The organism is Bradyrhizobium sp. (assembly GCF_049798375.1).
Taxonomy (GTDB): domain Bacteria; phylum Pseudomonadota; class Alphaproteobacteria; order Rhizobiales; family Xanthobacteraceae; genus Bradyrhizobium.
The window spans coordinates 1-12,450 of the sequence record NZ_JBARGP010000738.1 but is presented as its reverse complement, the minus strand read 5'-3'; the positions used below and the strand labels follow the sequence as shown (position 1 = coordinate 12,450).

General features: G+C 63.3%; 15 protein-coding genes. 8 read left to right on the top strand and 7 right to left on the bottom strand.

Features of this window, described 5'->3' with window-relative positions; all coding sequences use genetic code 11:
• The 3 genes from WA702_RS28490 to WA702_RS28480 all read left to right on the top strand — a co-directional run.
• The coding region (locus WA702_RS28490) for an amidohydrolase family protein (protein ID WP_425113877.1) at window positions 1-806 on the top strand (806 nt) is incomplete at its 5' end.
• A gap of 56 nt (window positions 807-862) precedes the next feature.
• Window positions 863-1,603: a haloacid dehalogenase type II gene (locus WA702_RS28485; RefSeq protein WP_425113876.1), complete on the top strand. Its 741-nt coding sequence runs from the start codon at window positions 863-865 to the stop codon at window positions 1,601-1,603.
• Window positions 1,600-2,106, top strand: coding sequence for a YbaK/EbsC family protein (locus WA702_RS28480; RefSeq protein ID WP_425113875.1), 507 nt, complete (start codon window positions 1,600-1,602; stop codon window positions 2,104-2,106). Before WA702_RS28485 ends, WA702_RS28480 begins: the two co-directional genes overlap by 4 nt.
• Here WA702_RS28480 and WA702_RS28475 read toward each other — a convergent pair.
• The 3 genes from WA702_RS28475 to WA702_RS28465 all read right to left on the bottom strand — a co-directional run bounded on the left by WA702_RS28475 (window position 2,088) and on the right by WA702_RS28465 (window position 4,626).
• A complete protein-coding gene (locus WA702_RS28475; RefSeq protein WP_425113874.1) occupies window positions 2,088-2,327 on the bottom strand; it encodes a hypothetical protein in 240 nt (79 codons plus the stop codon). The genes WA702_RS28480 and WA702_RS28475 overlap by 19 nt on opposite strands.
• Window positions 2,328-2,616: 289 nt before the next feature.
• Complete coding sequence (locus WA702_RS28470) at window positions 2,617-3,606, bottom strand: tripartite tricarboxylate transporter substrate binding protein (protein ID WP_425113873.1); 990 nt, start codon at window positions 3,604-3,606, stop codon at window positions 2,617-2,619.
• 96 nt (window positions 3,607-3,702) lie between these two features.
• Window positions 3,703-4,626, bottom strand: a complete 924-nt coding sequence (locus WA702_RS28465) for a LysR family transcriptional regulator (protein ID WP_425113872.1) — start codon at window positions 4,624-4,626, stop codon at window positions 3,703-3,705.
• Window positions 4,627-4,761: 135 nt separating this feature from the next.
• On the opposite strand from WA702_RS28465, the gene WA702_RS28460 reads away from it, so the two are divergent.
• A complete protein-coding gene (locus WA702_RS28460; RefSeq protein WP_425113871.1) occupies window positions 4,762-5,460 on the top strand; it encodes a pirin family protein in 699 nt (232 codons plus the stop codon).
• Between the two features lie 42 nt (window positions 5,461-5,502).
• Complete coding sequence (wrbA, locus tag WA702_RS28455; RefSeq protein ID WP_425113870.1) at window positions 5,503-6,102, top strand: NAD(P)H:quinone oxidoreductase; 600 nt, start codon at window positions 5,503-5,505, stop codon at window positions 6,100-6,102.
• A 156-nt stretch (window positions 6,103-6,258) separates the two neighbouring features.
• Here wrbA and WA702_RS28450 read toward each other — a convergent pair whose 3' ends face one another.
• Entirely contained in the window at window positions 6,259-6,858 is a 600-nt protein-coding gene (locus WA702_RS28450; RefSeq protein WP_425113869.1) for a 3-keto-disaccharide hydrolase, read from the bottom strand.
• Between the two features lie 191 nt (window positions 6,859-7,049).
• Between WA702_RS28450 and WA702_RS28445 the strand changes: the two genes are divergently transcribed.
• Entirely contained in the window at window positions 7,050-7,538 is a 489-nt protein-coding gene (locus tag WA702_RS28445) for a cupin domain-containing protein (RefSeq protein ID WP_425113868.1), read from the top strand.
• A gap of 63 nt (window positions 7,539-7,601) precedes the next feature.
• On the opposite strand, the gene WA702_RS28440 is transcribed toward WA702_RS28445, so the two are convergent.
• The 3 genes from WA702_RS28440 to WA702_RS28430 all read right to left on the bottom strand — a co-directional run bounded on the left by WA702_RS28440 (window position 7,602) and on the right by WA702_RS28430 (window position 10,558).
• Entirely contained in the window at window positions 7,602-8,693 is a 1,092-nt protein-coding gene (locus WA702_RS28440; protein ID WP_425113867.1) for a phosphatase PAP2 family protein, read from the bottom strand.
• A 178-nt stretch (window positions 8,694-8,871) separates the two neighbouring features.
• Window positions 8,872-10,362, bottom strand: a complete 1,491-nt coding sequence (mctP, locus tag WA702_RS28435) for a monocarboxylate uptake permease MctP (protein ID WP_425113866.1) — start codon at window positions 10,360-10,362, stop codon at window positions 8,872-8,874.
• 13 nt (window positions 10,363-10,375) lie between these two features.
• Window positions 10,376-10,558: a DUF3311 domain-containing protein gene (locus WA702_RS28430; RefSeq protein WP_425113878.1), complete on the bottom strand. Its 183-nt coding sequence runs from the start codon at window positions 10,556-10,558 to the stop codon at window positions 10,376-10,378.
• A 239-nt stretch (window positions 10,559-10,797) separates the two neighbouring features.
• Here WA702_RS28430 and WA702_RS28425 point away from each other — a divergent pair, with 239 nt between their 5' ends.
• Complete coding sequence (locus WA702_RS28425; RefSeq protein WP_425113865.1) at window positions 10,798-11,850, top strand: Ldh family oxidoreductase; 1,053 nt, start codon at window positions 10,798-10,800, stop codon at window positions 11,848-11,850.
• 27 nt (window positions 11,851-11,877) lie between these two features.
• Window positions 11,878-12,450: LLM class flavin-dependent oxidoreductase (locus tag WA702_RS28420; protein WP_425113864.1), on the top strand; the 573-nt coding region annotated here is incomplete at its 3' end.

The following is a 12,450-nucleotide window of genomic DNA, read 5'->3' as shown; positions in this document are numbered from 1 at the left end:
TGCACGGCGACGACGGCTATGACGATTTCCAGGCGCAGATGGCGGACTATTTCAAGTCGCCGCACAAGCACCCGCCGACCGTGCCGGAAACCGCAGCCTATTATCGCTCCAAGAACATCGCCGCGGTGATCTTCCCGGTCGATGCCGAGCGCGAGACCGGCTTCCGTCGCTATAACAATTACGAGATGCTCGAGGCCGCCTCCGAGCATCTCGACGTCCTGATTCCTTTCGTCAGCATCGACCCGCACAAGGGCAAGCTCGGCGTGCGCGAGGCCCGCAAGCTGATCGAGGAATACGGCGTCCGCGGCTTCAAATTCCATCCGACCATGCAGGGCTTCTACGCCAACGACCGCATGGCCTATCCGCTCTACGAGGCGATCAACGAGGGCGGCGCGATCGCGCTGTTTCACACCGGCCAGACCGGCGTCGGCTCAGGCATACCCGGCGGCATGGGGATGCGGCTGAAATATTCCAACCCGATGTACATGGACGATGTCGCGGCGGATTTCCCGGACCTGAAGATCATCCTCGCCCACCCCTCCTTCCCCTGGCAGGAAGAGGCGCTCTCGGTCGCGACCCACAAGCCGAACGTCTACATCGACCTCTCCGGCTGGTCGCCGAAATATTTCCCGCCGATCCTGGTGCGCTACATCAACTCGATCTTGCAGGACAAGATGCTGTTCGGTTCCGACTGGCCCGTCATCACGCCGGACCGCTGGCTCGCCGATTTCGCCAAGCTCGACATCCGCGAGGAGATCAGGCCGAAGGTGCTGAAGGCCAACGCACGCAAGATCCTCGGCATCTAGTCTCTCGACCTCCAGCTTCGCCGAGAGTATCGCTTGGCGAATCCAAGGAGACGCAGATGCCGATTCAAGCCGTGGTCTTCGATGCCTATGGGACACTGTACGACACCCAGTCGGTCGCCGCGATAACCGAAGAGGTCTTTCCCGGCCACGGCGACCTCATCACGCAAGTGTGGCGCATCAAGCAGCTCGAATATAGCTGGCTGCGCTCGCTGATGGGCCGCTACGAGGATTTCGCACAGCTCACCCGCGACGCGCTTGCCTACACAATCCGCACGCTTGGCCTGAGCGCCGATCCGGCCACCTTCGATCGCATCGTGCGCAGATACGACCAACTGGGTCTGTACTCCGATGTACGGCCGTCGCTGCACAAGCTGCGTGACCGCAAGCTCGCGATCCTGTCGAACGGCAGCCCTGCCATGCTGAACGCGCTGGTCAAGCATTCCACCCTCACCGATGTGTTCGCGGCCACCATCAGCGTCGATGCCGCCAAGGTGTTCAAGCCGCACCCGGAAGCCTATCGGCTGATTGAAACCATGCTCGGCGTTGCGCCGCCCGAAGTGCTGTTCGTCTCGTCCAACCCGTGGGATGCGTGCGGCGCCAAGGCATTCGGCTTGAACGTCGCCTGGATCGAGCGCGTGAGCCCGCAAGCGATGGCGGAAGCTTGTGCCAGGAGCGACCTGGTCTCGCCACTGACGATGTTCAAGGCCATCCGGACGCAGATGGACGAGTTGGGTTTTGCGCCGGATTATCGTATTGGAGCCCTGTCCGAATTGCCTGGAATAGTTAGTCGCGCATGAGCCTTGCATCCGTCCGCGCCTTCTTCGCGGAAAAAGCCCCCGACATCGACGTCATCGAATCAACCCAGAGCTCGGCGACCGTCGTGCTCGCCGCCGAAGCCTATGGCGTCGAGCCGGCGCGCATCGCCAAGAAGCTGTCGTTGCGGATCGGCGATCGGGTCGTCCTGATCGTCGCCGCCGGCACGTCGCGGATGGACAACAAGAAGGTCAAGGCGCGGTTCGGCGGCAAGCCGAAGATGCTCGGCCTCGACGAGGTCGCCGACATCACCGGCCATGAGGTCGGCGGCGTCTGCCCGTTCGGACTGAAGACGCCGCTGCCAATTTATTGCGACCTTTCGCTCAGGGCTTTCGACGTGGTGGTGCCGGCAGCGGGCTCGACCCATAGCGCGGTGAAGATCACGCCGGACCGCATGGCCGAGTTGACGTCAGCCGAATGGGTCGACGTCTGCCAGCATCCTTCTGAGAGTGGGCTACCGCCTGCCGATCACTCCTCGTCGTCCTGATAGGCCGGATACGAGGGATATTGCGGATAGGCTTGGTAGGGCTGCTGCGGTGTCACCGGACGCCGCACGCGACGCCGCGGATCTGTCGTGCTCGCGGTCTCGAACACCGCGCGGCAGGGCGGGCTGAGCTGAGGGACGTTCGCACGCAGGCAGGCTTTGATGCGCTCGACATCCGGAATCTCTGCCCCGCACAGTCGCCAGACATCCGGCGTGCAGGCCATCTGTTGCTCCTGGGTTCCGCGATTTTCCTGCGAGGCCGCCGGCTGCGTAGCGATGCCGCCCAAAATTGATGCCGAGACAAACAAAACCCATTGCTGCACGCGCATACCGTGCCCTTCCCTCATTCGAATCCGATTCCCCGATCAGGAGATCGCAAGCTGCCCAATGACCGGGGCGGAGGAAGGTTCGCGTCGAACAACAAGACGTGATCGCGCCGATCTAGACCATGCGTTGACGCAACCATGCGTGACGGCCCGGCCGTTGTTTCGCTCGAATGCTTGGTGCGCATCATCACTCCACCCGACCGATTCGCCTCACCGCCGCAATCAGCCGTGCGCTATCGGTCGCGACGAATTTTGCGAAGTCGGGCGCATCGAGATAGGCCACCGCGCTGCCGGCGGCTTCGAAGGATTTCGCCACCGCTGGTGAGGTCACCGCCTGCGCCATCGCTTCGCGCAGCCGCGTCATGACGGCCTGAGGAAGGGCGCGCGGCGCGAACAGTCCCGCCCAGATGTACATCTCGACGTCCTTGTGTCCGAGCTCGATGAAGGTCGGCGTATCAGGAAAACTCGCGATGCGCTCAGCCCCCCAATTGGCGAGCACGCGCAGCCGGCCGTCATCGACCTGCGGTTTCACCGTGCCGGGGGCGGCAGCCATCGCCTGCACCGTGCCGCTGAGTAGCGCGGTCAAGGCGGGACCGCCGCCGCGAAACGGCACGTGCAGCAGTTTGATGTCGGCGCTCGCGGCAAACATCTCCATCGCAACATGCAGCACGCCATAGGGGCCGGATGAGCCGTACGGAATCTCGCTGGGACGCGCCTTCGCATCTTCGACGAATTCGGCGGCCGTTTTCCAGGGCGAGGAAGCAGGCACCGTAAGCACCGTCGGATCGGCGAGCACGCGGGCGACCGGAGCGAACTGCGCGACCTCATAAGCAACGGGACGGTCGAACAGCCGGTCAGCTTCTGGCAGCATGGCGAGCGACGACAGCGTCATCAAGAGCGTGTAGCCGTCTGGCGCAGCGCGCGCGGCCTGCGCATTGCCGACCGAGCCACCGCCTCCGCCGGCGCGGTTGTCGACGATGACGGACTTGCCCAGAATCCGCTCCAGCGACGCGGCCACGGGGCGCGCGGCGAGATCGGCCTGTCCGCCGGCGGGAAACGGCACGATCATCGTGATGTTGCGGGTTGGATAGACCTCCTGTGCGAACGCGCTGTCCGCGAGCGCATGTCCGAGCAGTGGCGCCGCGGCGGCAGCGCGCAGAAAATCGCGTCGGTCCATTGACCTTCCCTCCCCGTTTTTGGTTGAGAGAAGCTTAGCGCGAACGAGGCAAATCCGTCAGCAGGGGATATCTGTTGCAGTGCAGACCTCGCATGGTCATTCCTGCGCCGATCGTCCCTTCTTCCCCTTCGCCAATTCCTTGACCAGAAACTCGGTGAGCACCTCGATCCGGGCCGGCCGCGGGCCGCCGGGCGGCATCACCAGATGCAACGCGCCCTCGACCTGCTTCCAGCCTTTCAGGATCACCTCGACTGCGCCGGAGGCGATCGCGTCGCCAATGATGAATTCAGGCAGATCGGCAATGCCGAGCCCGGCGATGACGGCCGGCAGCACCGCCTCGCCATTGTTGACGCGGAGCTGGCCGGCGGGACGCACACTGGCCTGCTCGCCGGCCGCGTTGGTGTAGGTCCAGACGCCGGCGGTCGAGAGATAGGCGTAGCCGAAGCATTTGTGCCCGGCGAGGTGCATCGGATGGGTCGGCCGCCCTGCCCGCTTCAGATAGGACGGCGCCGCCACCGTGTAGCGCGGCATCGCACACAGGCGCCGCGCGATCAGCGAGGAATCCGGCAGCCGGGCAATCCTGAGCGCGAGATCGAAACCATCGCCGACGAGATCGACGGTCGCATCGCTCAAGTGGAGGTCGATCGAGACCTCCGGATATTGTTCCAGGAAGGCAGGCAGCAGCGGCGCGATCTTCTTGATGCCGAAGGTCATCGGCACCGCAAAGCGCACCAGCCCGCGCGGCACCACGGACTGCGCCAGGGCCTCGGTCTCAGCCTCCTCTCCCTCAGTGAGCAGACGCGTCGCGCGCTCGGACAGCCGCTGCCCGGCCTCGGTGAGCGCAAGGCGGCGCGAGGTGCGGTTGAACAGCCGCGTACCGAGCCGCTCCTCCAGCCGGCCAACCGCCTTGGAGACGGTGGCCTTGGACAGCACGAGATCCTGCGCCGCGGCTGCGAACGAGCGCAGCTCGACCACCTTGGCGAAGATCGCCATCGCCTCGAAATCGGGAAGTTTCGCCATCGCGGCCATGTCTCTCTTTTGGAAACAATACGTTTCAATAGTTTCTATTTCTATACTTCCTTCGCCGGCATATCCAGGAGGTCAACGAGGCCGCCGTGCTGACGGCCGCAGACGAAGACCACAAGGAGCATTACCATGATCGAACTGAAGCCATTTGCGACGCTGGGTGGCGCCGACCACGGCTGGCTGAAGGCCAAGCATCACTTCTCGTTCGCCAGCTATTACGACCCGAACAATGTGAGCCACGGCGCGTTGCGGGTGTGGAACGACGACGAGATCGCGCCCAACACCGGCTTTCCCGCCCATCCGCACGCCAACATGGAGATCATCACCTATGTCCGCGAAGGCGCGATCACGCATCAGGACAGTCTCGGCAACAAGGGCCGCACCGAGGCCGGCGACGTGCAGGTGATGAGTGCCGGCAGCGGCGTCCGCCATTCCGAGTACAATCTGGAGCCGACCGCGACGCGGATCTTCCAGATCTGGATCGAGCCGACCACCGAGGGCGGCCAGCCGACCTGGGGTGCCAAGCCGTTTCCGAAAGCCAACCGCTCCGGCAAGCTGGTCACCCTGGCGAGCGGCTTTGCCGACGACACCGATGCCTTGCCGATCCGCGCCAGCGCGCGCGTACTCGGCACCACGCTCAAGAAGGGCGAACGCGCCGAGTATGACGCCGATGCTGCGCGGCATCTCTATCTCGTGCCCGCGGCCGGCAGCGTCGAGGTCAACGGCATCCGCGTCAATGCCCGCGACGGCGCCGCGATCCGCAACGAGGCCAAACTCACGATCACCGCGTTGGAAGATTCCGAGCTGGTGCTTGTCGACGCCGCCTGAGCCATCTCTCATCCGCCATCACAGAATTAAACGGAGCATCTCATGACCAAGGTTCTCGTCCTCTATTATTCCGCTTACGGCCACATCGAAGCCATGGCCAATGCCGTCGCCGAAGGCGCGCGCGAAGCCGGCGCCACCGTCGACATCAAGCGCGTGCCGGAACTGGTGCCAGCCGAAATCGCCAAGGCGTCGCACTACAAGCTCGACCAGGCCGCGCCGATCGCGGAGATCAACGATCTCGCCAACTATGACGCGATCATCGTTGGCACCGGCACCCGCTTCGGCCGCATGGCCTCGCAGATGGCGAATTTCCTGGACCAAGCCGGCGGCCTCTGGGCCAAGGGCGCGCTGCACGGCAAGGTGGGCGGCGCGTTCACATCGACGGCGACCCAGCATGGCGGCCAGGAGGCGACGCTGTTCTCGATCATCACCAACCTGCTGCATTTCGGCATGACCATCGTCGGCCTCAACTACGGCTTCGCCGGACAGATGAAGCTCGACGAGGTCACCGGCGGCTCCCCCTATGGCGCGACCACCATCACCGGCGGCGACGGCAGCCGGCAGCCCAGCGCAAACGAGCTTGCCGGCGCACGCTACCAAGGGCGCGTCATCGCGGAGACGGCCAAGAAGTTGCACGGCTGACGTGGCTCGGAACAGGCCTCTGCAATACCAGCGTCGTTGCGAAGGATGCAGCGAGGCTTGACGCGTCGGCCGGTTGTTGCGTTGTTTCGTTCGCCGCGCGTGAGCGCCGGCCTGCATTGATGCGGCCGGCGCTCCTGGGGCGCGGAGGCGCTGTCCTTACAGCGGCTTGATCTGCACCTTCCTGAACTTCACCACCCCCGAGCCGTACTGCAAGGCGATCGGGCCAGAGGCGTGCTTGCTGTCATCGACATCGGCGGTCTTCTCGCCATTGAGCACGACTGTGAGATGCGATCCCTTCGCCGTGATCTCATAGGTGTTCCACTTGCCAGCGGCCTTCGGCATCGGCTCGACCTTGGCGACATCGACGATCGCGCCCGTGCCGTATTTCGGATCCGGCCGCGTGTCGAAGATGTTCACCTCGTAGCAGATCTTGCCGTCGATCGCGTCTGACTTGTCGCAGCGGATGAAGATGCCGCTGTTGGCGGCGGAGTCCACCCAGAATTCGGCGCGGATCTGGAAATCCTTGTAGCTGTTCTTGGAGACAAGATAATCGAGATCCTTGCCCTGGAGCTTGTCGGCGGTCAGCGCGCCGTCCTTCATCTCCCAATTGGCCTTGCCGACCTCGGTCCAGTCGCCCTTGTGGGTGCTGTCGAGCAGCGTGGTCCAGCCGTCATCGGCCGATGCCGTGCTGCCGAAATGAACGCCGGCGGCGCCGATCAGCAATCCGGCCGCGAGCATACAAGTGCGATAGCGCATCAAAACTCCTCCCCATGGGATAACGTTGGAACAGCACAATAGCAGACCTCGGCGCGATGCGAACGGGCATCGACGCCGCAGTTGCGTCGCCGACGGCCTCATCCCTCCTTGCTCTTGGGAAACGAGCCCGGCTTGCATAGCTGGCAAAGGCGGCCGCGGCCGCAGCGGGCCATATCGGGAGGATTGCCGTGATGTCGGATATACGCCGAAGTATGGGCCGGCGCGGTTTGCGCCACCTTGCCTTGCCGCTGGTATTCGCGGCCACATTGAGCGTCGGCTCGGCTGCCGAGCTCAATCCCGCCGCACTGGCTTACAAGCTGCCGGACCAGATCCCCTGGAGTCCGGTCGATGCACACGGCGCGCAGCAGGCCGTCGTGGTCGGGGATCCCAACAAGCCTGGCTTTTACATGGTCTACAACAAATGGACCAAGGGACACCATTTCAGCCACCCGCACTTCCATCCCAACGATCGCTACATCGTGGTGCTGCAAGGGACATGGTGGGTCGGCACCGGTGCGAATTTCGACCCCGAGCACAGCTCGGCGCCGATGCCGGCCGGCAGCTTCGTCACCCATTTCGGCAAACAGGTGCACTGGGACGGCGCCAAGGACGAGGACGCCGTGCTCCTGATCATGGGCGAAGGCCCGGGAACGGCCACGGCCGTGCCGGAGGAGAAATAGTCAGACAGGCATTGTGTTGCACCGGCGAAGCGGAAAGCCGGTCTTTTCCGCTTCCAACGCTCATCAACAGGACGCGTTGGCTTCGATCGGATCGCGGCCGGGCGTCGCAACGCGCCGCTCCAGCCGATCGATGAGGCCGGGCCCATATCGGGCGGCGTAAATGGAGCCGACCGCGACCGTCACACCCGCGAGCACGTCGACCAGGTAATGGCCGCCGCCGACCGGAGTTGCCAAGAGCATCGCTCCGTTGACTGCCAGATTGAGCGGTCGGACCCAACGAAAGGGCCAAAGCGCCCAGCTACAAAGAACAGCCATCGCGGCATGAAAGCTCGGAAAGGTGATCACACCTCCGAGATGCTCCAAGTCGAGCGTGCGGAGGGCTCCCGCCCGGAGCATTGGCAAGTCGCGCAGCGTGTCGTTGTAGCCTGGCGCATCGATATTGGAGAAATCGGATATCGTCAGCCCCAGCGCGTGATAGACGCCGATCGCGGGTACAATGATCGAGATGCAGCAGGTGACTGCAAGCGCCAGCAAGACTGCTGAAATATACGCAGCCGACCGCTGATAGTGGCCGAGCATGGGCAATCCGAGCACGATTAGGCATATCGGCCAGGAGATCGCACCGTAACCGAACGCCAGGATCGCAACGAGCCAGGTGCGATCATTCACAAAGCTCAGAAAGGCATGGAAATCGAAGCCGATGGCCTGATCGATCGCCAACAGCTGCGCGTCCCGAAGCGGAAGACCGGCCGTGGCCGCGATATAGGTCACTGAGGTGAGAACCGAGATCAGCAGAGTCGTTTGCCCAAAGCCCGTTAACATTGAGAAAATCTGTGGCCTGCCGGGAAATGAGCGCGCGCTGCGATAGCCACAAACGCCATAGAAACAGGCGACCGCCAGCGCGATCAGGTAGCCGCGCGGACGAATTTGGAAATCCGTCAGCAAAAGACAGAGGTCGAAGATTGCGAGCGCCATCGCGATCAGCAGCCAGTTGAAGCGAAACTGCTTCCAAGCCGCCACAGCGTCCCGCTCCAGCGGTTGGTGAAACTCTTGGTTCTGTGAAATCAATGCACGAATATAGGTGGCTATTGACAACGGGCGTCCGGCCGCAGGACCCAGCATGACGATGCATTTCCAATCAATTTCAAGTTGCATCTACAGGTAGGCTGCTCCTTTCAAAACGACCAGACAAAAAGCAACCTGAGCGGGCAAGTTATTCAAATACCGCGCGCGATGTTTAACGAAATTCGACCGTCTACTAAGCGCGCGTTTTAGCCATATCGGTTGCGACGGAATGTCGCGACGGCAATTCTTGATTGTATCGCTCACGAGATCATGAACGCGCGGCAGCCTTTGCGGATGCGCGCCGGCCGAGCATCGCAGAAGCGATCACAGCCACCACCACGTTGATGATCAGCGCGCCGAGCCCGACATAGAAGCTGTAGTTGGTCTCGCCGAGCGTGATGCTCGCAAGCGGCTTCAGCCCGTTGCTCCAGGCCGTATAGGTGCCCCAGAGAATGCCCACCGCCCAGCCTGCCAGCAGGCCTTCGGCGCGGAACCAGCGCGTGAACAGCGTGAACACGAGCGCCGGGAAGGTCTGCAGGATCCAAAGGCCGCCGAGCAGTTGCAGATCCAGCGCATATTGCACCGGCAGGAATAGCGTGAAGGCGAGCGCGCCGACCTTGACCACGAGCGAGGTGATCTTGGCGACGCCGGCTTCACCGGCGTGGCTGATCGCCGGATTGACATAGGCCTTCCAGACATTGCGGGTGAACAGATTGGCGGCGCCGATGCTCATCACCGCGGCCGGCACCAGCGCACCGATGGCGATGGCGGCAAAGGCGAAGCCCGCGAACCAGGACGGAAACAGTGTCTGAAACAGTTGCGGCACCACCTCGTTCGGTGAGTTCACCTTGATATGCGCCGCATAGGCCATGTAACCGAGCAGTGCGATCAGGCCGAGCAACAACGTATAGGCCGGCAACAGGATCGCGTTCTTGCGCAGCGTGCCGGCGGATTTGGAGGCGAACACGCCGGTCAGTGTGTGCGGATACATGAAGGCGGCCAGCGCCGAGCCGAGCGCCAGGGTCGCATAGGGCAGATATTGCGACGGCTTAAGGAGCAGGCCGGTGGCGCCGCCCTTGGCCTTGAAGGCTTCATCGGCCGCCGCGAACACCACGCCATAGCCGCCGAGCTTGAGCGGCACTACGACGACCGCGGTCAGCACCACGATATAGATCATGAGGTCCTTGACGAAGGCGATCAGCGCCGGCGCGCGCAGGCCGGAGCTGTAGGTGTAGAGCGCAAGGATAATGAAGGCCGCAACGATCGGCAGTTCGCCCTGGAGGCCCATGGTCTTGATGACAGCGCCCATGCCGACCAATTGCAGCGCGATATAGGGCATGGTCGCGACGATGCCGGTAAGCGCCACCGCAAGCTCGAGCCCGCGCGACTGATAGGCGCCGTGGACCACGTCGGCCGCCGTGACGTGGCCGTTGCGTTTGGCGACCTTCCACAGCACCGGCATCACCGCGAACACGAACGGATAGACGATAATGGTGTAAGGCAGCGCAAAGAAGCCGTAGGCCCCGACTGCATAGACCAACGCCGGCACCGCGATCACGGTGTACGCGGTGTAGAAATCGCCGCCGACTAGAAACCAGGTGATCCAGATGCCGAACTGGCGGCCACCGAGCCCCCATTCATCCAGATGCTCGCCCACCGGCCCGGCTTTCCAGCGCGCGGCGACGAAGCCCATCACCGTGACGAGCGCGAAGAAGAAGACGAAAACCGAGACCGCAACCCATTGGATCTGACCGGACATCGCGTGCACCCGCTCAATTGGCTTCGTCGTCGTGCGGCTGGCCGCGATAGACCAGCCAGATCAGCAGCGACGCGATCGGCACCCAGGCGAGCTGATACCAATAGAAGAAGGGGAAGCCGAACAGCGTCGGCTCGATGAAATTATAGAACGGCACCCAGAGCAGTCCGACAAAGGGCACCAGCAGCAGCAATCGAATCACGGCAAGACCCCATCGTGGCAAACTCAACGGAACTTATTGGTCACGGAATTGCGCGCACAAAATAAACTTTCTGCGACCCTGTTCGCAGACGCAACGGCATTCATTCAGTCAATCTGCTCGGACAGGTATGACCAAACATTCGGTCAGTCCCCCTTGCCCACTCGCTGTCGGTTTGCGACGATAGTGACCGAGAACAAGATCCGCCGAAAGCGCGGACAGAAAATGGGGAACGCCCGATGCCGACCGTCACGGCCGACCGCCTCACGCAAATCGGGACGGCGCTGCTTCAGGCAGCCGGTGCAACGGACGATGAGGCGCGTGCAGTCGCGATCGGCTGTGTCGACGCCAATCTCGCCGGCCATGATTCCCACGGCGTGATCGCGATCCCGACCTATATCGACCGCATCAAGGCCGGCCATATCATGCCCGGCGCGCCCTGGACCATCGTGCAGGAATCGCCGACGACGACCGTGATCGACGGCCATTGGGGGTTTGGCTTCCACGTCAACGCCAAGGCCATGGCGTTGACAATCGAGAAGGCAAGGACCGCCAACGTCGCCGCCTGCACCGTGTTCCGGCAGAGCCATGTCGGGCGGCTCGCCGCCTATCCGCTGATGGCGATGCGTCAGGGCATGATCGCCATCGCCACTGCCGATTCCGGCCGCTCGCCGAAACATGTCGCACCGTTCGGCGGGCGCGAGGCGCGGCTCGGCACCAATCCGCTTGCGATCGCGGTCCCATCCGATCTCGAGGCGCCATTCTATTTGGACATGGCGACCTCCGCGGTCGCTGCCGGCAAGATCCAGCTCGCGGTCGCGCGCGGCGAACAGATTCCACAGGGCTGGATCATCGATGCCGAGGGACGGCATACCACCGACCCGACGCAATATCGCAAGGGTGGCGCGCTGCTGCCGCTCGGCGGCAGCGAAGGCTACAAGGGCTCGGGCCTCGCCGCGATGGTCGAGGTGCTCTGCGGGCTTTTGACCGGCCTCGGTTTCGGCGTCGAGCCGACCGGCCGACACAATGACGGCGTGTTCATGGCGGTGTTCAACGTCGCCGCCTTCCGCCCGCTGCAGCAGTTCAAGCGCGAGGTCGCCGAGTTCGCGCATTACCTGAAGTCGACGCCGCCGTCGGACGGATCATCAGGCGTGTTCTATCCCGGCGAGCTCGAATCGATCCGTGCGCAGCAGCGCCGGCGCGACGGCATCGCCATCGAGAACGCGACCTGGGACAATTTCAAGGCGCTCGCCGCCGAGTACAATCTTGCGAGCACGCTCGATCTGGCCTGATCTCTCCAGCCTCACAGGAATATGCGCATGACACGGCAGATGGTGATGGTCGGCTTCCTGCAGGCGCAGAACTGCACCAACCTGCCGAGCTCGTGGCGCCATCCGGAGTCGCGCGACGACTCGATGTCCGCTGGCTACTATCAGGAGATCGCGCGCATCCTCGAAGCCGGCAAATTCCATATCGCCTTCTTCGACGACCGGCTGGCGATGCCGGACCGCTACGGCGACGATCACGCCCACACGGTCGAATACGGCATTCGCTGCGTGAAGATGGACCCGATCGTGGTGCTGACGACGATGGGCATGGTCACGGAGAAGCTCGGCCTCGCCTCGACCTGCTCCACCACCTATTTTGAGCCGTTCGACGTCGCCCGCCGCTTCGCCACCCTCGACCTGATGACCGGCGGCCGCGCCGCCTGGAACGTCGTCACGTCGGTCAATGACGGCGAGGCGCACAACATGGGCAAGGACGAGCACCTCGAACATGATTTCCGTTACGATCGCGCCGACGAGTTCATGGAGGTCGTGCTCGGCCACTGGGATTCCTGGGACGACGACGCGCTGATCGTGGACAAGGCGAGCGGCCGCTTTGCCGATCCG

Coding starts and splice junctions, on each gene's coding strand:
- WA702_RS28465 (WP_425113872.1), bottom strand. CDS start 4,626: ATGGCGAAACTTCCCGATTTCGAGGCGATGGCGATCTTCGCCAAGGTG.
- WA702_RS28470 (WP_425113873.1), bottom strand. CDS start 3,606: ATGGACCGACGCGATTTTCTGCGCGCTGCCGCCGCGGCGCCACTGCTC.
- WA702_RS28485 (WP_425113876.1), top strand. CDS start 863: ATGCCGATTCAAGCCGTGGTCTTCGATGCCTATGGGACACTGTACGAC.
- WA702_RS28440 (WP_425113867.1), bottom strand. CDS start 8,693: ATGCAACTTGAAATTGATTGGAAATGCATCGTCATGCTGGGTCCTGCG.
- WA702_RS28480 (WP_425113875.1), top strand. CDS start 1,600: ATGAGCCTTGCATCCGTCCGCGCCTTCTTCGCGGAAAAAGCCCCCGAC.
- WA702_RS28450 (WP_425113869.1), bottom strand. CDS start 6,858: ATGCGCTATCGCACTTGTATGCTCGCGGCCGGATTGCTGATCGGCGCC.
- WA702_RS28475 (WP_425113874.1), bottom strand. CDS start 2,327: ATGGCCTGCACGCCGGATGTCTGGCGACTGTGCGGGGCAGAGATTCCG.
- mctP (WP_425113866.1), bottom strand. CDS start 10,362: ATGTCCGGTCAGATCCAATGGGTTGCGGTCTCGGTTTTCGTCTTCTTC.
- wrbA (WP_425113870.1), top strand. CDS start 5,503: ATGACCAAGGTTCTCGTCCTCTATTATTCCGCTTACGGCCACATCGAA.
- WA702_RS28460 (WP_425113871.1), top strand. CDS start 4,762: ATGATCGAACTGAAGCCATTTGCGACGCTGGGTGGCGCCGACCACGGC.
- WA702_RS28445 (WP_425113868.1), top strand. CDS start 7,050: ATGTCGGATATACGCCGAAGTATGGGCCGGCGCGGTTTGCGCCACCTT.
- WA702_RS28425 (WP_425113865.1), top strand. CDS start 10,798: ATGCCGACCGTCACGGCCGACCGCCTCACGCAAATCGGGACGGCGCTG.